This window comes from Pseudomonas luteola NBRC 103146 (assembly GCF_002091675.1).
Classification (GTDB): domain Bacteria; phylum Pseudomonadota; class Gammaproteobacteria; order Pseudomonadales; family Pseudomonadaceae; genus Chryseomonas; species Chryseomonas luteola.
The window spans coordinates 73,121-89,519 of the sequence record NZ_BDAE01000020.1 but is presented as its reverse complement, the minus strand read 5'-3'; the positions used below and the strand labels follow the sequence as shown (position 1 = coordinate 89,519).

Genomic DNA, 16,399 nt, shown 5'->3' with positions numbered 1-16,399 from the left:
CTCCTTACTGACGCACTGTACGGTCTGGCTATGTAGCCCTAGTTCTTTGGCGCATCCGTTCGTGTACTTCTGCAAGTCATACGCCGACAAGAACCCTCCGCGCTCACGAATGGAGCGCTGACTAAGTTCGTTTAGGTAGTTCCAGACAAAATTAACGCCTCGCGCCATCTGCCGAAGCAAAGGAGCGTGCTTGTCTCGAATACGAACTTTGAGGGTTTTGGTATGTAGCATTACGCTATCACTGGATATGGACACAGCTATTATAGGGCCGCTTCGCTGCCCGCGCTATCCATCCCCGCACTAAAAGTACGGGGCCTTTCGCGCCTTTCGGTAAGGCAGCCGGAAAGCCTGCCAGGGCTGCGCCAGATGCGCGGCCTAGCATGGCGGCACTATTCTGGAGATTCCTTTCATGCCCATACAATTCACGCCGTTTCGAACGCCGCGCCTGACCGTCGAGCTTCGAGAGCTGCCTATCGGCGACGCCATCGACCTGGTGGCCAAGTCGCCTATCTACCACGAGGCCAACACGACCGCGCTGCTCAAGGTCATCTGCAAGCCTTCCGACCGTCAGGCTGCTGGCCAGGTCGATGACCCGCGCTTGTGGACTGTACAAGAGCGTGGCGCAGTGATCGCGCATTACCTGGTACACCAGTCGGGGACGGGTGACTTCCCTATCGGGGATGGCGGCGCGCGTTTCTCGCAGTACATGAAGTTCGACGTCCAGACAGCTGAGCCTGTGACTGTCGGGCCGGTTGCTGATGACGTGTGGACGCTCTACCCGCTGCTAGGCTTTATGGCCGAGAGTATCGAACGCCTGGTTGTGACTGGACGAATCAAGGGCGGGCGCGTCGGCTGGATTATTGCGTGCCTGGCTGCGCAGATGCGCCGTAGCGACGATATCGAGTTCGCAGGCATCAACCACACGCCTGACCTGGGAATGACGTTCTGCGAGCGCCTGGAGAACCTTTCCGACGCCGTGCTAGACGACTGGCTGTTCGACCGCGTGCAGATCATGCGCCAGTTTCCTGATAGCGACTTTGCCGACATGCTGGACAGCTATCTGGCGGCCACGGCCCAAGCGCAGCACCTGCTGAACATGGGCTTTAACGAGGAAGGCATTGTTTATATCTCGGAGGTGGCCGGTACTCCACCGGCCCGATTTCCGTTACCCGACCTGCTCAGCGAGAGAACGGCCCGCTTTCTTGCGCTCTTTGATGAACCTGCGCGTGGAGCTGATAAAGCACCTTGAGCAGACCTACACCAGCGCAAACGAGATACCGCTCAGTGACGCCGAGTTCATGTTTAAGAGTGATGCGTTTGAGCAGTGGAAGCGCGGGCGCGATGGCGTGACCGATATCTGGATAGGCATAGCCGAGCGGCTGAACGCGGTTATCGAGGCGATTGGCAACCAGTCCAAGACCATTGCCAACGTTTTGCGCCGTATTCGCTAGCGCTTGGGAAAGCGGCGCGCAACCGCCTTTTTTAGCCGCTCCAAACTGTGACGGATTCTTACCCTATGGGAGTCCGTCATGGACCTTATTAAAGCTCTATTCGATAAAGGTGCCTGGCTGCTAATGCTGCCGTGCGCACTCATCCTGCTGGTTATTGATCCGCCTATGGCCTTGACTGTCGGTCAGTGGTTACTGGTTGCGCCGATTCTGGCGGGCCTGGCGGTCATTGTCTCGCGCATCATGTTCCCCAAGGTCAGCATTCCTTGGCTGGTGGCTGAGATTAAGGGCTACAACGTTGCCGCAGGCATCCTGGCTGCTGCATTCGTGCTGTTTGTGGGCATGGTGTTTATGGCGCTGTGTCTATGGGCCAAGGCATGAGCATGCGCGCGCTGGATCGCCTGGCGCGCGGTCTATTCGCCTTACTGGTCGGCATGACGCTGGGCGTAGTCCTTGGGGTAGCCCATGCTGCCGAAGTGCCCGCGCAGGCCAAGGCGCTGCTTCCGGTCCTGGTCGAGCAGCAGCAGGCAATCTGGCCTGATGCGCCTATGCCTGAGTTCCTGGCAGGCCAGATCGAGCAGGAGAGCTGCATAACGCTCAAGCACTCCAAGTGCTGGAACCCGCGCGCCGAGCTTAAGACCAGTCGTGAATACGGTTTTGGCCTTGGCCAGACAACTGTTGCTTACAAAAAGGACGGCTCAGTTCGCTTTAACAAGTGGGCTGAGTTGGTCGCTGCATATCCAAGCCTTAAGGGCTGGAGCTGGGCGAACCGCTACGACGCGCATTACCAGCTGATTGCCATAGTCGAGATGGATAAGGGCCTGTTCAAACGCCAGAAAGGCGCGGCCACTCCCGTCGATCAACTCTCGTTTGCCCTGTCTGCCTACAACGGCGGGACAGGGGGCGTTCTGCAAGACCGCCGCTTATGCGCGAACACAAAAGGCTGTGATCCGGCGCGCTGGAGGGGGCACGTTTCGGCGCACAGCCTTAAATCTAGGAAGCCGCAGCCTGGCTACGGAAAGTCCTTTTACGACATAAACCGCGAATACGTTACAAATATTCTTGACGTGCGCAGGCTCAAGTACGAGCCGTATTTTCGAGGTGTGCCCCATGACTAGCGGGCCAGAGGTAAAGCTTGCCTTGATCGAACAAAAGGTCGAGCAGATAGAAAAGCGGCTGGATGGCTGCGCCTCGGTGGCGCGCGTCGAGCAGATAGAAAAGCGTGAAGAGGATTATGTCACGAAGGAACAACTATACCCGATTAAGTCCCTGGTTTACGGAGGAACCGGCTTGATCCTTACCAGCGTATTGACCGCGCTCGTAGCGTTGGTCGTTAAGGGCGCATCATGAACAAGATGATAAACAAATTCGTTCCGCCTTATGTGTTCTGGCCATTTATGGCGCTTGCCGCAGGCGTTGCTATGGCTTTTGTCGTCGTTGTGCTCCTGGTGGCGGGCTCCAACCCGTTTACCGTGCGCAACGTCGGCACGATGAACATAAAGGGTGAGCCTCAAACCGTCTTCCATGTGGGCGACGTCATCGCGATTAAGCGAGAGGTGTGCAGCAAGGCCGAAGTGACGCTTGAATTCTTCCCGTCGGCCTTCAATGACAAAAACGTCATGATCCCGCTGCCGTCGGGTGCCAGGGCCTACACGCCTGGATGCTACACAACCATGTACGGCTTTTACGTGACGCCCGCCTTCAAGCCTGGCCACTACCGATACAACAACCTGGTGCGCTACCAGACCAACTGGGTGGGCCGTGACGAATCGATCATGTACCCGCCGCTAGAATTCGAGATTGCCGCCAATGCTCAGTAACGTATCCAACGGCGTGAAAGTCGCCCTGTTTCTGATCGTCCTGGCGCTGACCTCAGCCGTTACCTACAAGGTCGCCAGCTGGAAATTCGAAGCCGACCATGCGTCTGCCTTGAAAGGGCTGAGTGACCAATTACAGGCCATGACGCACGCTAATGGCCAGCGCGCCGCGCAGATCGAGACCTTGAAGGCCGAGATTCAAAGCCAGAGCTTTGCCGTGACGCTAGCTGAGCAGCAGGCCGAATCTGCCAAGTCGCTGCAAGCGCTCGCGATGGCCGAGGCCGCCAAGCAAACCAGCGCCAGGGATGCGCGAATAAAGGCGCTTGAGCGTGACCTTGCCGACCAGACGCTAACGGTCAATGACCTGCTGTACAACGCCTGGAGGAAGGCTCAGTGAGAATTGGAATTGTCGGTTGCGGTATGGGCCTTGGGCGCGCCCTGGTCAGCATGCTGGCCTCCAGCGCGTTGATTGCCTGCGCAGTCACGCCCGAGGCGGAAGTCGTACCTCAAATTCAGGTCGTGGAAAAGAAGGTGCCAGTGCGCCAGGCGTGCATCGAGGCGAAGGACTTGCCGCCACGGCCTAAATATCTGTGGGGCGTGGGAAACCCGCCAGAAGATGCCAAGGCAAAGGCAGGCATTCTGTTGGTCGATTATGAGAACGCGAAAGCCTACGGAACCGCGCTTGAGGCGCTAACCGTGGGCTGCGTCGAGACGACCCCTAACAAGCCTTGAGTGACGCCCTTATGAGCCTGCCTACCGTTTGCCTGCTGATTGCCATTGTTGTTTTGCTTGGGGCTGTTGTGCTCCTGGTGCGTGCCCTGGCTAACCTCAACGTTAATGCAGAGCAGTGGGAGCGCATGGCCTACAGGGCGCACTGCCTGCTATGGCGCAACGGACGGCGCGAGCTTAGAAATGGCACCTATACCGGCCAGGAGCGTGCAGCGCTTGAAGCCAAGCTTGAACGCCTGGCGTCGGAGGCCGAGAGGATTTTTAGCAAGTCTATCAGGGGCTGATATGCGAGACGAAAAGCCGGACGTGTGAAACGACAAAGCCGCCTATTGGGCGGCTTTCTCTTTGGTGTCGAAGGCTTATTTCAGGGCCGCCGATTTATTAAGTATGTGGGCGGCGTCATTCTCCCTCACGCGCTTTCCGTCAACCTTCCAGCGGCGAGCCCAAACAAATGGGACGTTAGCTGAATTACCGCCTGCGCGTCTCTTGCGAAGGTCCGTGTGCAGGGTAACGGTCACGCCGTTGACTTCGCGGGTGGCGGTGCTGCTATCAGCCTCTATCGCCTCGTTTTCCATTGCTTTGATGAGCGTATAAATGGTCATGGCTTCATTCCGTTGTAGCGGGCCTCCTGGCTGGAGACCCGCAAGTGACTTGTCACGCTTTAGAGCAACCTTCGAGCCAAGCTGCCAGCTCTTTAAGCTCTCCGACCATTGACTTGCGCCGGTCATGCTGTGCGGCATTATCGCTGCACTCAAGGCAGGCCATTCGATAGTCATTCAGCGCCTCCGCCGCCGCATCTAGCTTCTTTGCCGCAACAAGTCCCAGCTTGTTTCGAGTTTGCTCAGGAGTAGTGCGGGCCATTACAGCATCCCTGCCTTGCGCTCAGCTTTGATAATGAAAACGGCTTCATCAACCCGCCATTCTTCGGCTTCCAGATAGTCTTTTGCCTTTTCCTCAGTAACCTCTGCCCGCTTGGCTACATACTTAATCATGTCTTGCTTGGTCATTCTCTTGCCTCTGGCGAGTTGTTCGTTTCGATGGATTGAACTATACCGCCAATTCAGAATAAAGCGCAAGCTAAATGTGAAAAAATTGCGCAAATAAAAAAGCCGCCTCGGTGGGCGGCATAGCTGGAAGTTTCGATCCGTGCGGGCTGGTCACATTCCGACAAGTTTGCCTAATGTCTGGCGGAATTCCCGCGTGACCATTACGGGCTTTTCATTCTGCCTATAGAACTCGCGGCTCGCCTCTGTCCAGCCGTCGCGGAACAATTCGTGCGCTTTAGTGCCTTCCCGGTACGGATTAGAGCTAGTTCCGGCGAGAAACGTGTTCCAGCCTTCCTTGTGGATTTCTGCCTGCTGCTGTTCGGTCAATTTCTTAGTCATCACGCGGCCCTCACGAAATACATGGATGTTTCTACCTGGTCCAAGCGCCAGCAATTTTCCAGGCTCTTTTCGCCCATCTGACGCTCGATCATTTCAGCGCAGATGCCACGATACAGCGGGACGTAATAGACCTTGGCACCGTCGCGCAGGTGCAGGAAGTGCGAGCGCAAATCCAGCTTTTCCACGGTCATGCCCTTTTGCTTTGCAATCTTGTTTACCAGTTCGCGGCGTTCAAAAGCATTCATGATTTTGCCCTCAAGGCGGTGTTCGTTTCGATGGATGAACTATACCGCCAATTCAGTTTAGAGCGCAACATATTTATGCGAAATATTTTCGTATTTTATAGTTCACAATTTCAAAGGTGGCGGGTATAGTTGCCACTGAAATGACGGAGTGGCAGAGCCTCTACAGACCGCGCCAGCTCTAGGCGTTGACGGCTGGTACAGCCGTCTATGCGAGTTTGCCCGTATTTAAAATCGGATGGAGTGACAAGTTCATGCCTCAAGACACTGAAATGCCCGCCGAAAACCCTGACGGCCCTCTAATCGCTGCCATTGGCACCGCACGCCGCGAGCCTGGTACAGAGCGAATCGTCATTGATCCTATTGGCGACCCTCATATAAAGGACGGCATGCTGGTTTATGCGTCTGGTCGCGAGACGGTCAGCAACGTGCTAAAGGAGCTTGAGCGCTTGCAGTCCGCAAACAAGTACCTGGAATCTAGGCTTAAGGAGAGCAAGGAGAGTACGGAGCATGCCGCGCAGCTTTACCGCGACGCACTTGACAGGCTTCTCAAATATGAGCCGGTAGAGCCGCTAGAAGATGACGACGATTTTCTTGCCGCTAGTACAAGCGACCTAGTGCGCCTGGGTGCCTTTGACGGGAGGAATAAGTAATGGAGGTCAAGCGCTATGTAATGACGACCTACCACGAGAATGGCGGCATAGCGGCTGAAATGGTTGAGCCGCATACCTTGGAAGGCGAAGGGCATAGGGTTGGCTCAAGGGTGTACGTGCTGGCCTCTGATTACGAGAAGCTTGAGGCTGACGCTAGTAGCAATCTCTTCGCCCTTGAGCACCTGGACAGCCTGCGCAAGCGGCTTTATGAATCGCCAGAAGTGCCCGCCTGGGTTCTGGAGCACGTAGAGCAGTGCCTTGAGCCTCACGATACCGCGCTTGTTACGGGTGAGTAGCTGTGAGCACTGCGCACCTATTCAAAAACAGAAGCGAAAAAGGGTACGGCAGCTGGAAGCAGTGCGAGCGCTGCGGAACCACTTTTCATGGCGGTCACTTTTGGCTTGCAGGGTACAAAAGCAAGACTGACCCGACCTGCCTTGAGCACATTCATGGCAATCCGCAATTTCACGAGTGGCGCGATAACGCCATCAATGTCCCGCTGGAGGACTTTTAAATGACTAAAGAAGATGCAACAAGAGCGGAAGCAATCCAGTGGTGCAAAGACAACAAGTGCGATTTTGTTAAGCCTGTATTCCCCCCGCCTAGCGGCTGGATGTGGGGCGAGGGCAATAATGGTATCTGTCTGACTGCGATATTCACCCTGACAGGCGATTGCAGGGACATAACCCGAGAGGATGTAGAGGTGGGTATCGAGCCTACTGCTTGGCAGGCTGGATTTATTGGCCAGGACTGGTCTACATGCTCAAAAGAGCATCACGACATGGTTAAGCAGAATCCAGCCGAGTGGCCTGAGTACCAGGTGCGCGCCTTGTATTCTGAATCTGACGTAGAGGTATTAAAGGCCGAACTTGACCAGTACCGCGCTAACGCCGAGCGCTACCGTGGCGTCCGCCGAATCGCTAATACGCAGGGCTATTCTGATGCCGACTTTGACGCGCAGACCGACCAGCGAATTGCGGCCTTCGAAGCCAATAACCAGGGGGGCAGTATCATTTCGCATGACTTGCCCGTTATGGAGCTTCCGCTGCCGGAGAAATTGCGAAACCTACTATGCGCAAACCAGATAATGAGTCTCAGGCATTTGCTAGAGCATAGCGTAATTGACCTGCTAAAAATTCCTGATTTTGGCAAGAAGTCGCTAGCTCTTGTCGAGAAGCTTGCCGCGCCTTATGGCGGCCTAGCTAAGGAGAGTATTCGATTTAAGGAGGCTGCTCGCTATGAACGAAAAGTCTGCAATGTCTCGTCATGTAATGATCCGGTTTATAACGAGCAGCTTGGCTGCTGCAAGCGCCACTATGAATCGGTGAAGCGTTTGCGTTATGGAGCCCGCGAGGAGGGGCAGCCAGTATGAGCCAGATTTATAAAGCGTTCGCGGTCGTAGGTAATGATCCTGACGCCTTGAGCGTTGCATCAACGGATGGCGTGCAGCTGGCCGTCTATGCTAATGAGCCGTCAGCGGTCGAAGCCATGCGCCAGGATAGCGAGGCGGTTGTAAAGGTCGTGATGATGACTCAAGGCACTTACGATGCTCTGCAAGGCATGATTAGTGCTGTGCCTGAGCGATTGGCAGCGGAGCTGGCTGATGCGCATAACCTGGTGCGCTTCCTGGCCAAGCTCTACTGCGAACTGGATACCCTTCGATACAAGACAATGGCAATGCCGGAAGGCGAGATTGTCGATTTCATGATTAACAACTGGCCGGTAGTGCAAGGCACGGCTAATCAAATACGGCTGATGCGCCTGAGTGAGATGCCGTATGACTCCAGCAAGCTGGCCGCCGCCGTTGAGGCTGCATTGGCTGCAAAAACAGAAGTGGCAGCCGGTCCAGAAGCCGCGCCAGTCAATCAGGTAGACGGCCTGTAGAGCCGTCAACGGGAGTTTATATGCGGATCGTCAAAAGGCCCGGAAGCCTAGCGAGTAGCAATGAGCAAGGACAGGGCCGACTCATACATGCCGTTGACCGCAATTACCATGTGTTTGATGGTTTTGAGCCTGCCTTATGTGGCGAGAGGCCGCGAGGCAAAAACGGTTGGACCGATTACGAATACATGAAAATGCCGATACCTGCCGTGACATGCCCAAAGTGTTTGGAAAGGCTAGAAGCATTAAAAACCGAGAGTGGCAGCACGGCTACAGGCCGCGACTGACGCAGGCATAGACGGCTAGCAAGGCCGTTAATGGAAGTTTGATTATGAGCAGTGACAAGCATGAGCGCGACCCGCGCATCGATCCACGCAAGGGCGACCGATTGCGCGATGAAACCGGCAGACTGATGACCGTAGACTATGTATACGCGCTACGGACGAACTCAAAGGCCAAGCAGGTGAGCTACACCGTAGGCGAGCGCGATAGCGGGAACGTATGCGGACTGACTAACTGGCGGCGTTATTACAAGCGTGCCAAGGTTCTGCATGTCGAAGCAGAGCATGTTCCATCAATGGGTGGCTGAGACATGAGCAAGCAGCAGCGCCTGGAGCAGGCAAACGAGTTTATCAAGGTGGTCGGCAGTCATGGCCGCCGATTCTTCTACAACAAGACACACGACCGCTACGCTCGCCTTGAGCTGGACGCGCGGGGCCGCGTCTGGTTTATCGATGACTACTCCGGCAAGCGCGTCTATACCCACGAGACGACCTTTACAAGCAAGTGGCGCGGCTTCACGCATGGCGGCACGCTTAAGGACCTGGTCAAAGCCCTGCGCGAGTACGTTGTTCACGGCAAGCCGCTTCACCCTGGATACGTTGCGCCTGAGCGGTCATGGAGTGAAGGGAACATTTGGGGATACGGTCCAGAGGAGGCCAGGAAGGTGCGCCAGGAGGCATACAAAATCCCGATGTTCAAGCAGGCTGCCTAATTTCAGGCACAAAAAAACCGCCGTGAGGGCGGTTCTTTTGTTTGCGGCTCGATTGGAGGTCTCGCCGCATAATCCCTTCAAAGAGAGACTAGGCACGAGCAAATCTACCTACTTGCAAGGGCTTTGTAAACCCCTGATTAAATAGCGCCAGCACTGCGCGTGCGGCCTGCTAGCAGAGTGCTGGTTTACTGCTGCGCTTTGATAATGCGCGCCGCCTCTCGAATGCCACGGCTCAGCTTGCCGCCGCCAAGCGCGGTAAGGATTGCAGCCGTCTCGTCATCTATCGATACTGTGCGCTTTGTTGCCACTGCATCTGGCGGCAGGTCTTTTGCTTTCCCTGCGCCAACACGCGCGCCGCCGTTTCTCTTTACTGCTTCCATGACGCCATCCCGCTGCTAACTTGTTAATCTGAATAATACCGCCAATTCAGCATAGGGCGCAAGCGTACCTCGCGCGCTGCAAGTCACTTGCGCACAAAAAAGCCGCCTCGGTGGGCGGCTCCTTTGCTGCTTCTGTTACTGAGCGATATGCAGTAGGGCTGCTGCTGCAAACGCCGCAAGAATCATGCTGCCAAAATACAGCATCGGGCTGACGGTCTTAGCCTTTTCCAGTGCTTCAACTTCGGCCTGCGCGCGTTCGGCTGCCTGCTTGATACGTGACTCTGGAGATAGCATTTTGACCTCCTTGAGAGGCCCCGCTTTCGCGGGGCTCCGGTTACTTGAAGAACAATCGGTAGAATAACAGTAGTAGCGCCCCGAAACCTACTAGCCAGCTAACTGTTATCTTCGCTGGCGTCCAGAACGCCTCTACATTAAATTTCTTACCCTCGTTGTTGAGTTTGAATTTCTCAGCAACTAACCGTTGCGCCTCGTAATCCAGCAGTTCCGTTTCGGTTTTTATCTTGGCCGTTTCGGCCTTGATCTTTCCTGATTCGTCTACCGCCTTTGCTGCTTCTGATTCGGCTTTTGCTGCTTCGGCTAACGTCTTTCGGATATTGGCCTTTAGTAGCTCTAGCTCTAGCGCTTCTTTGTCTGACAGTTTTCGCACTCCTTTGTTTAGGCATTCGGCCAATCCGTCTGCTGTAACTGAATTATACTTACAATTCAGATAGAGATAAAGCCCTTTCGAATAGTTTTTAAAAATGGTTGTCTATGCGATTTCTTTGAATGGGATCGGCAGTACATGGCAACAAAGCGTAAGCGTGGCAACCGCTGGGAGTTCATCATTCGCCGCAAGCATCTGCTAGGCCAGCCACTTAGCTTTAGCTTTGCGACCGAACGAGAGGGCGCAGAGTGGTGCGCTCGCACCGAGGCAGAGCTAGACAAGGGGCGTATACCGGCAGAGGTTAAAGCGCGGCTTGGGGCCGCTACGCTGGGCGCTGTGATCGAAGGCTATATCGAAGCCGTGGCAATGCCTGAGTCGGATCAAGCGCTACTGCATGGCATCGAGCGCCAGCAGGGTGCGCTCAAACTGGATGAACTCACATACGAATGGGCTGAGCAGTGGGTAGCAGGCATGAAGCACGAGCGCGTGCTTGCGCCGGTTACGATCCGTCATTACGTGGGCGCACTGGCGCGGTGCTTGGACTGGAGCGTAAAGCGGGGAGGGCTGGCAGGCAATCCGCTGCGCGAGCTGCCCAAGCGCTATGCGTCCTATAACGCGGCTGACGGTCGCGTGCTGGCGCGCAAGGGGAAGGCGGCCCGAACTGACGCCCCGCGAGACAGGAGGCTGGACGCTAAAGAGGAGGAGAGTGTTCACGAGATACTGGACGGCGAGACGGCAACCGGACGCCAGCGCCCGCTAGTGCTGCCGCACCGTGATTATCTGGAAGCGCTGTTTAAGCTGGCGTTAGAGACGGCCATGCGCCTGCGCGAGATGTATACGCTATCGCCCAACCAGGTAGATATGGCCAGGCGTACCGTTTACCTAAATCAGACTAAGAACGGGGATAAGCGCCAGATTCCGCTTTCATCGGTCGCCATGCAGGTCATGGGCGAGCTGCTGGAGCGCCACGAGGGCAGCGACGACGCCCCGTTATTCCCCTGGTGGGATGGAGACTTGAGCGCCAAAAGTCTCAAGCGCACGACGGCACGGATATCGGCTCAGTTTGCGCGGATATTCGAGGCGGCGGAGTGTGCCGACTTGCACTTTCATGACCTGCGGCACGAGGCGGTATGCAGACTGTTTGAGCGGACAACAATGGATGCCGTGCTGATATCTCGAATCACTGGCCATCGTGATCCGCGTCTACTGGCTCGCTATGCGTCCCTGCGTGGTAGCGACCTTGCCCGCTATATCTGGTGACTACTGGCTTTGGGTGGTGCGCAGGTATTCGATGACTGCATAGGATTCGCCGAACGCGGTCATAAGCGTGGCAATGCGCGCCGCTTCGGCCCTGGTGCGTATGGCGCTGGTCTCGGCGTCCGTCTGCGCCTTGAGGCGGTCATACTGGAGCCCTGCATAGGGGCTGGATAACAGAAAGGTAAGACTGGCCAAGGCAAGGAGGAGGGCGCGAATACGGCTGTACACCGTGGCGGGGAGTTTAAAGTTGATCCAAGCGCAGTAACCGGCAGTGATGGCGCAAACGATGAAAATGGCTGTAACTAGCATGGTGCTACCTGAGTGCTATCAAAGTGGATGCAGTGCGCCCGCATGATGGACGCACCGTGATAGCGCCATTTTGCCAATACTGTTTCCAGCTCCTTACGCTGCTTTTCCAGTAATGCTGTTTTCTTGAGAGATGCCGAAGGTTCATGGCCGACGGCATATTGACTTAGGGGCTGGTATTGCCAAATTAGTAACTTGCTACAACGTCGCGTGTTCCGTTGGAGTTCATTGCCGTTACTACAAACTCCTCCTCCATGCGCCCAATCATCTCCACTGCTCTGTTGTAGCCAATTTTGAATCTTCGCTGGATTGCGCTAATGCTGGCTCGCTTCTCGGTTCTGACGAATACAACGGCCTGCTGGTAGAGTGTGTCGCTGTCCAGGTCATCGACGTGCGCGGCAGTTTGTTCTGCCACTGGATTGAAGGCGTCGTATTGCACTTCATCGCGCTTGATCCGCACGACCTTGGGCGCGCCTTCCTGCAAGTCACTTGCGCTCGTACCGCAAATGCCTTGCGGGATCATCTCGCCGCCTAGCGCCTCGACCAGCTCGGGCAGGAACTCGGCAAAGGTAAGCATCATGATCGTAAAGCTTGCATCGAGCTGTGCCAGCGCATCATCGCCGCCTTCCTGGTCGGCCTGCTCCTGCAATAGGTCTTCGAACCGGATGTTCTTAAGAGTCAGCTTCTCATCGAGCACAAACGAAAGCTTGTCCTGCCAGGCCAGCGCCAGGCGCGTGACCATCTTGCCCGCACTCAAGTGGTTCTGAATCTCCTCGGCTGTCAGGTCCTGCGCCTTGACCGTGATGGAGCCGCCATCCTCGTGGGCATCCTTAAGCTGGGTGTCGTCCAGAATATGCAGGTCATGGGTAGCGGTCTGATTCTTGAGCCAGTCAGTCATCGTCACGCAGACTTCATTAATGACCGAAAGCGGGCGCACCGGCAGCGAGCCAAGCGCTTCGCGCAGGGTGCTCAGCAGGTCCTCTGCCTGGCGCGGACTGGAGGCGTCTACCAGGATAAGGCCCTGTTTGGGCATGATCGCGGCGCGCGTGGTCTTCTTCTTTCTAAAGGTATGCGGCAGCAGACTCATGACAATCTCGTCCTTGAGCTGGTCGCGCTCTTTCTTGTAGACCTTGCGCATTTGCTCGCCCTCAATCGCCTTGACCTTCTCGTCTAAGGCTTCCTTTACCGCCGCGCTAGGCGGTATGCGCTCCTCCTTCCTGGTGGCAATCAGCAGGTAGCCGCTAGAGGCATGGACAAGCGCCGAACCTTCGCCTGCATCGATAGGCGGGATAAAACCGTAGGTGGTCAGCTCCTGGTTTGCGCAAGGGCGCGCGGGCTTGCTGGCCAGGGCCTCGGCCAGTGCTTCTGCCTCAAGCTCACGGTCTTGTGTTATGCGATAAATCAGCAGGTTACGAAAGAACATGATTAGTCCTTGAGGTAGAAGATATTGTGAGAATCGAGGAGGCTGCTTAGCTCCTCCTCGTCTGCGCCCATGAGCTTGGCGACGCGAGCCAGGCGGTTGCCGCTTTCGATCAGGCGCTTGGCCCGCTTGAGCGTTGGCCAGACCGTCATCATGGTGCGCAAGAATTCTTCATGGCGCTTAGGGACGCCGAACGGCCAGGACGGCATATCGGCGTACCCTAGCGCCTGCTGCACGTCGGCAACGGGCACGACGGCAAATAGCTCGGCGGTGGCCAGCGGCTTGGCATCCTTGGTACGCGAGCGCTTGCTCTTGCTGGGCTCTGGATGCTTGCGCGGCGGCAGGGGCTTGACCTGCGCCGACTCGACGACGGTAACAGGACCGTCGTACATGGCCATCATGACCGACAGGGCCGCGCGGTCGGCGGCCTTGGCAGTCGGTGTGTGTATCTCGTGGTTCAAGTAGGTGATGTACTGCATTCTCATCGTCTACAAAGTTGGGTTTAGATAACCAGCAATACCTGGCCCGCATAGGGGTTGGCGAACGGAATGTCATCGTCGAAGCTGTCATAGTCCGGCGCGGGTTGCTGCTGCTGGCGCTGCTGTGGCGCGCGCTGGGCTGCATTGCCCTGGCTACGGCCTTGCGTCTGCTGGCGCTGCTGCTGTGGTGCGCGCTGCTGCTGAGTCTGGCCATAGTCGCCGCCGTCATTGCCGCCACGCCCGCCCAAGAGCTGCATGGTGCCGTTGATATCGACGACGATTTCAGTGGTATAGCGGTCTTGCCCGTCTTGGCCTTGCCACTTGCGTGTGCGCAACTGCCCTTCCACGTAGACCTGCGAGCCCTTGCTCAGGTACTCGCCTGCAATCTCGGCAACCTTGCCGAAGAACACAACGCGGTGCCATTCGGTGCGCTCTTGCTGCTGGCCAGTTTGCTTGTCCTTCCAGGCTTCGCTGGTGGCAAGGGTCACGTTGGTGACGGCATTGCCATTGGGCATGTAACGGGTTTCAGGATCGCCGCCAACGTTGCCGACGAGAATTACTTTATTGACGCCGCGTGCCATGTCATGGGCTCCTTACGCTGCTGCTTGATCGTTGTTTGTTTCGGTGACGACAGGCTCGCCGCCCTCGGCTTCCTTGAGGCGCGCCTGATACTTGTCGGCTGCTGACTCAAGGCTGGAAATAATCTTCTGGAACCCGTCCTGCGGGATCGCGCTGGGGTCTGGATAGTCCTGGGCAAACTTCTTTTGGACGGCAGGACTGCAACGTACAAGCGTCTTTTCGATACGGGCCATTGCGCCTTTATTGATGGGGCGCGGGGCCTGCTGCTGCTCAGGCTGGGCGTTCTGGTTGCCCTGGTTGTTTCGGTTGTTCCGATTGTTCTGGTTGTTCTGGTTGTTCTGGTTGTTCGGCGCAGTGCTTGCGTCGTTGCCGTCGTCGTCTTCCTGGGCGATACCGGCAAAGGCTGCCAGGGAATAACGGCGGTAGTAGGTAATGGCAGAGCCAATGCCTTGCGGGTCAACTTTCATGCAAGGACCAACCAGCTCGCTAGAAATGAACTGACCGGATGCGTGCATAAGCAGTGTGGTCACGCCTACCTTTCCATCTTGAAACGATGGCATTTGCACAACGGATAGGCCGTGCTTGGCCAGCACAGGACGCGACGTGTTCAGCACCTCGGCAAGGTCCGCATATTTGCTGCGAAAGTGAGGGTTTACGCTGTCTTTGGTCGCGTTTTCGATTTCTACCTGAGCGGCGGCAAGGGCTTTGGCTAGCTCGTTAATCTCTGGAGACATTTGCATGATTGGTGCCTTTGGGGTGTCCGGTTGGAAGTGGCCGCAACTGTATCGATTGATAACAATCTTTGCAAGCACTTGATAATAAATTTTGCAGCACTTGATAACAGGAGATGCAATGCTTATGATGCGCCCCATAGCGAGGCGGGCCAGCAGCGATATTCCGAACGGGTCGCAAAAATCCCGGCCATTTATCTGTGGTCGTGTCGAGAATATCCCGGCATGCGGTATCGTTACCGCCGCTGTAAAACCCGCCCTTAACCAATAATGGAGTTAGTTATGTCTGCGGTACGAAGAGAAGTTGATGTAGTACCAGGCCAAGAGGATTGGCCTGGTCTGACTCCTTACGAGCGCGTGCCAGGCTACGAAAGCGAGGCTGAGAACATCGCGCGCCTTCGGTATTTCCTGAAAGAGCACCTGTTTAACGGGACTCAGCGTGAAGCGTTCGCGAAAAGGATAGGCACCAGTCATGCCTACCTGCGCCAGATTCTGGCCAACAATCGATCTATTCCGATCTGGATGGCGGTGAACATGGACCGCGAAACTAACGGCTTTCTGGACATGCGCGTAATGACAAGCGGTGACGGTAAACACGCCATCGATTGGACGTACCTCGTGACGGTTTTACCGGCGCGAATGAAAAAACGCGGTCGTTTGGGAAAATGACGATAAGCGGAGATTTTTAAGCCTGTAGCCTTGCTCACACAAACGGATCGCAAGCCAACGGTGTGAGATGACGCAATACGCTCGTGTACTGGCAGTGCTTGAAGGAGCTGAAAAGCCCCTGGCGCTGTTTGAAATTAACGAGAGGATCGAAGCCAGGTTTAACCGGAAAGATTCCGAGGCCGCTATCAGCGCCAGAATTCGGGATATCCGCCACGACCTGGAGTTGAAAAATGCGGGTAGCGTCTCATCTGCCAAGGCAAAAGGCGCGCAGTGGTGCCGATACTGGTTGTTCAAGCCATCTGATGACTTGGCAAATTCTGTATCAAGCGCTACTGTGTAGATTGTGCTAGCCAGGCACGATGTTCGTGCAACTGAGAAAAGCGGCCTTGCCCGCTGACCCGTCCACGACGCTCGGTTGCACAAATACAGTTCCGCGTACTGTCTTACGCGGTAGTGACCGGATAGGTGTGCGGGTAGCTCCCCCACTGACAAGCCTCTCCTTTGCCCTTTTCTGCGGGGCTTCCGGTTACTCCCTTCGCGGGAAAGGGCTAGGCGCGCTAGCGCCGACTAAACACTAAATTTTGTAATGCAGAAAAGGGCCTACCTGCATGAATATTTCAAAACCTGCCGAAAGGCGGAACGGGCAAGTTTTGCCTAAAAGAATTAAAGCAGAGAATGATACAAAATCTGTTATCAACTGCTACCGGCTGTCGGTTTTTTGGCTATTTGGCCGTAAGGCGCTAAATTTCCGTTTTTCTGGTACGA

At 55.8% G+C, this 16,399-nt stretch carries 31 protein-coding genes and 3 pseudogenes; 19 read left to right on the top strand and 15 right to left on the bottom strand.

Annotation, left to right across the window (positions count from 1 at the left end; all coding sequences use genetic code 11):
• A pseudogene (locus PLU01S_RS26010) lies at positions 1-231 on the bottom strand (RNA-guided endonuclease InsQ/TnpB family protein); the annotation flags it as partial.
• Between the two features lie 178 nt (positions 232-409).
• Between PLU01S_RS26010 and PLU01S_RS19275 the strand changes: the two are divergent.
• From PLU01S_RS19275 to PLU01S_RS19235, 9 genes are all read left to right on the top strand, one after another.
• On the top strand, positions 410-1,249 hold the full coding sequence (locus PLU01S_RS19275) for a hypothetical protein (RefSeq protein ID WP_074829822.1): 840 nt from the start codon (positions 410-412) through the stop codon (positions 1,247-1,249).
• On the top strand, positions 1,227-1,451 hold the full coding sequence (locus PLU01S_RS19270; protein ID WP_159435125.1) for a hypothetical protein: 225 nt from the start codon (positions 1,227-1,229) through the stop codon (positions 1,449-1,451). The genes PLU01S_RS19275 and PLU01S_RS19270 overlap by 23 nt, the downstream gene beginning before the upstream one ends.
• A 78-nt stretch (positions 1,452-1,529) precedes the next feature.
• Positions 1,530-1,829 carry a hypothetical protein gene (locus PLU01S_RS19265; RefSeq protein ID WP_074829815.1) on the top strand — a complete coding sequence of 100 codons (300 nt, stop codon included), beginning with the start codon at positions 1,530-1,532 and terminating at the stop codon, positions 1,827-1,829.
• Positions 1,826-2,566, top strand: coding sequence for a transglycosylase SLT domain-containing protein (locus PLU01S_RS19260; protein ID WP_139208938.1), 741 nt, complete (start codon positions 1,826-1,828; stop codon positions 2,564-2,566). The genes PLU01S_RS19265 and PLU01S_RS19260 overlap by 4 nt, the downstream gene beginning before the upstream one ends.
• Positions 2,559-2,798 carry a hypothetical protein gene (locus PLU01S_RS19255; protein ID WP_074829810.1) on the top strand — a complete coding sequence of 80 codons (240 nt, stop codon included), beginning with the start codon at positions 2,559-2,561 and terminating at the stop codon, positions 2,796-2,798. The genes PLU01S_RS19260 and PLU01S_RS19255 overlap by 8 nt, the downstream gene beginning before the upstream one ends.
• Positions 2,795-3,268 (top strand): hypothetical protein, encoded by a 474-nt coding sequence (locus tag PLU01S_RS19250; RefSeq protein ID WP_074829802.1) that lies wholly within the window; start codon positions 2,795-2,797, stop codon positions 3,266-3,268. The genes PLU01S_RS19255 and PLU01S_RS19250 overlap by 4 nt, the downstream gene beginning before the upstream one ends.
• The gene (locus tag PLU01S_RS19245; protein ID WP_074829800.1) at positions 3,258-3,662 is read left to right on the top strand and encodes a hypothetical protein; all 405 of its coding nucleotides are present in this window, start codon (positions 3,258-3,260) and stop codon (positions 3,660-3,662) included. The genes PLU01S_RS19250 and PLU01S_RS19245 overlap by 11 nt, the downstream gene beginning before the upstream one ends.
• Positions 3,659-3,997: a hypothetical protein gene (locus tag PLU01S_RS19240; RefSeq protein ID WP_139208936.1), complete on the top strand. Its 339-nt coding sequence runs from the start codon at positions 3,659-3,661 to the stop codon at positions 3,995-3,997. The genes PLU01S_RS19245 and PLU01S_RS19240 overlap by 4 nt, the downstream gene beginning before the upstream one ends.
• An 11-nt stretch (positions 3,998-4,008) precedes the next feature.
• Positions 4,009-4,278, top strand: coding sequence for a hypothetical protein (locus PLU01S_RS19235; protein ID WP_074829797.1), 270 nt, complete (start codon positions 4,009-4,011; stop codon positions 4,276-4,278).
• Between the two features lie 75 nt (positions 4,279-4,353).
• Here PLU01S_RS19235 and PLU01S_RS19230 read toward each other — a convergent pair whose 3' ends face one another.
• The 5 genes from PLU01S_RS19230 to PLU01S_RS19215 all read right to left on the bottom strand — a co-directional run bounded on the left by PLU01S_RS19230 (position 4,354) and on the right by PLU01S_RS19215 (position 5,624).
• Positions 4,354-4,596, bottom strand: coding sequence for a hypothetical protein (locus tag PLU01S_RS19230; protein WP_074829795.1), 243 nt, complete (start codon positions 4,594-4,596; stop codon positions 4,354-4,356).
• Between the two features lie 52 nt (positions 4,597-4,648).
• Positions 4,649-4,855 (bottom strand): hypothetical protein, encoded by a 207-nt coding sequence (locus PLU01S_RS19225; RefSeq protein ID WP_074829792.1) that lies wholly within the window; start codon positions 4,853-4,855, stop codon positions 4,649-4,651.
• Positions 4,855-5,001: a hypothetical protein gene (locus tag PLU01S_RS25795; protein ID WP_162842023.1), complete on the bottom strand. Its 147-nt coding sequence runs from the start codon at positions 4,999-5,001 to the stop codon at positions 4,855-4,857. Before PLU01S_RS25795 ends, PLU01S_RS19225 begins: the two co-directional genes overlap by 1 nt.
• Before the next feature lie 150 nt (positions 5,002-5,151).
• Positions 5,152-5,379 carry a hypothetical protein gene (locus PLU01S_RS19220; protein ID WP_074829791.1) on the bottom strand — a complete coding sequence of 76 codons (228 nt, stop codon included), beginning with the start codon at positions 5,377-5,379 and terminating at the stop codon, positions 5,152-5,154.
• Positions 5,379-5,624 (bottom strand): hypothetical protein, encoded by a 246-nt coding sequence (locus PLU01S_RS19215; RefSeq protein WP_074829789.1) that lies wholly within the window; start codon positions 5,622-5,624, stop codon positions 5,379-5,381. Before PLU01S_RS19215 ends, PLU01S_RS19220 begins: the two co-directional genes overlap by 1 nt.
• A 251-nt stretch (positions 5,625-5,875) precedes the next feature.
• Here PLU01S_RS19215 and PLU01S_RS19210 point away from each other — a divergent pair, with 251 nt between their 5' ends.
• The 7 genes from PLU01S_RS19210 to PLU01S_RS19175 all read left to right on the top strand — a co-directional run bounded on the left by PLU01S_RS19210 (position 5,876) and on the right by PLU01S_RS19175 (position 9,149).
• A complete protein-coding gene (locus tag PLU01S_RS19210) occupies positions 5,876-6,274 on the top strand; it encodes a hypothetical protein (RefSeq protein WP_074829788.1) in 399 nt (132 codons plus the stop codon).
• Positions 6,274-6,570: a hypothetical protein gene (locus PLU01S_RS19205; RefSeq protein ID WP_074829786.1), complete on the top strand. Its 297-nt coding sequence runs from the start codon at positions 6,274-6,276 to the stop codon at positions 6,568-6,570. Before PLU01S_RS19210 ends, PLU01S_RS19205 begins: the two co-directional genes overlap by 1 nt.
• Positions 6,571-6,572: 2 nt before the next feature.
• Positions 6,573-6,788, top strand: coding sequence for a hypothetical protein (locus PLU01S_RS19200; RefSeq protein WP_074829785.1), 216 nt, complete (start codon positions 6,573-6,575; stop codon positions 6,786-6,788).
• Entirely contained in the window at positions 6,789-7,646 is an 858-nt protein-coding gene (locus PLU01S_RS19195; protein WP_074829782.1) for a DNA-directed RNA polymerase subunit alpha C-terminal domain-containing protein, read from the top strand.
• Positions 7,643-8,158: a hypothetical protein gene (locus tag PLU01S_RS19190; protein ID WP_074829779.1), complete on the top strand. Its 516-nt coding sequence runs from the start codon at positions 7,643-7,645 to the stop codon at positions 8,156-8,158. Before PLU01S_RS19195 ends, PLU01S_RS19190 begins: the two co-directional genes overlap by 4 nt.
• A gap of 328 nt (positions 8,159-8,486) precedes the next feature.
• Positions 8,487-8,744: a hypothetical protein gene (locus PLU01S_RS19180; RefSeq protein ID WP_074829774.1), complete on the top strand. Its 258-nt coding sequence runs from the start codon at positions 8,487-8,489 to the stop codon at positions 8,742-8,744.
• A gap of 3 nt (positions 8,745-8,747) precedes the next feature.
• Positions 8,748-9,149, top strand: a complete 402-nt coding sequence (locus PLU01S_RS19175) for a hypothetical protein (RefSeq protein WP_074829772.1) — start codon at positions 8,748-8,750, stop codon at positions 9,147-9,149.
• 185 nt (positions 9,150-9,334) lie between these two features.
• On the opposite strand, the gene PLU01S_RS19170 is transcribed toward PLU01S_RS19175, so the two are convergent.
• From PLU01S_RS19170 to PLU01S_RS19165, 3 genes are all read right to left on the bottom strand, one after another.
• Positions 9,335-9,529 carry a hypothetical protein gene (locus PLU01S_RS19170; RefSeq protein WP_074829769.1) on the bottom strand — a complete coding sequence of 65 codons (195 nt, stop codon included), beginning with the start codon at positions 9,527-9,529 and terminating at the stop codon, positions 9,335-9,337.
• Positions 9,530-9,664: 135 nt separating this feature from the next.
• A complete protein-coding gene (locus PLU01S_RS25790; RefSeq protein WP_159435124.1) occupies positions 9,665-9,823 on the bottom strand; it encodes a hypothetical protein in 159 nt (52 codons plus the stop codon).
• 40 nt (positions 9,824-9,863) lie between these two features.
• Entirely contained in the window at positions 9,864-10,220 is a 357-nt protein-coding gene (locus PLU01S_RS19165; protein WP_074829768.1) for a hypothetical protein, read from the bottom strand.
• A gap of 111 nt (positions 10,221-10,331) precedes the next feature.
• Between PLU01S_RS19165 and PLU01S_RS19160 the strand changes: the two genes are divergently transcribed.
• Complete coding sequence (locus PLU01S_RS19160; RefSeq protein ID WP_074829766.1) at positions 10,332-11,453, top strand: site-specific integrase; 1,122 nt, start codon at positions 10,332-10,334, stop codon at positions 11,451-11,453.
• Here the strand turns inward: PLU01S_RS19160 and PLU01S_RS19155 are convergent, their stop codons facing one another.
• The 6 genes and pseudogenes from PLU01S_RS19155 to PLU01S_RS19135 all read right to left on the bottom strand — a co-directional run bounded on the left by PLU01S_RS19155 (position 11,454) and on the right by PLU01S_RS19135 (position 14,974).
• Positions 11,454-11,759 (bottom strand): hypothetical protein, encoded by a 306-nt coding sequence (locus tag PLU01S_RS19155; protein ID WP_074829763.1) that lies wholly within the window; start codon positions 11,757-11,759, stop codon positions 11,454-11,456.
• Positions 11,760-11,943: 184 nt separating this feature from the next.
• Positions 11,944-12,144, bottom strand: a pseudogene (locus PLU01S_RS26215) (DNA translocase FtsK); the annotation flags it as partial.
• Between the two features lie 117 nt (positions 12,145-12,261).
• Positions 12,262-13,179, bottom strand: a pseudogene (rdgC, locus tag PLU01S_RS19150) (recombination-associated protein RdgC); the annotation flags it as partial.
• A gap of 2 nt (positions 13,180-13,181) precedes the next feature.
• Entirely contained in the window at positions 13,182-13,637 is a 456-nt protein-coding gene (locus PLU01S_RS19145) for a hypothetical protein (RefSeq protein ID WP_139208934.1), read from the bottom strand.
• Positions 13,638-13,678: 41 nt separating this feature from the next.
• On the bottom strand, positions 13,679-14,236 hold the full coding sequence (ssb, locus tag PLU01S_RS19140) for a single-stranded DNA-binding protein (protein WP_074829758.1): 558 nt from the start codon (positions 14,234-14,236) through the stop codon (positions 13,679-13,681).
• A gap of 12 nt (positions 14,237-14,248) precedes the next feature.
• On the bottom strand, positions 14,249-14,974 hold the full coding sequence (locus PLU01S_RS19135) for an ERF family protein (protein ID WP_074829757.1): 726 nt from the start codon (positions 14,972-14,974) through the stop codon (positions 14,249-14,251).
• A 273-nt stretch (positions 14,975-15,247) separates the two neighbouring features.
• On the opposite strand from PLU01S_RS19135, the gene PLU01S_RS19130 reads away from it, so the two are divergent.
• Positions 15,248-15,634 carry a hypothetical protein gene (locus PLU01S_RS19130; RefSeq protein ID WP_074829755.1) on the top strand — a complete coding sequence of 129 codons (387 nt, stop codon included), beginning with the start codon at positions 15,248-15,250 and terminating at the stop codon, positions 15,632-15,634.
• A gap of 67 nt (positions 15,635-15,701) precedes the next feature.
• Complete coding sequence (locus PLU01S_RS25785; RefSeq protein WP_074829754.1) at positions 15,702-15,974, top strand: hypothetical protein; 273 nt, start codon at positions 15,702-15,704, stop codon at positions 15,972-15,974.
• Positions 15,975-16,399 lie beyond the last annotated feature (425 nt).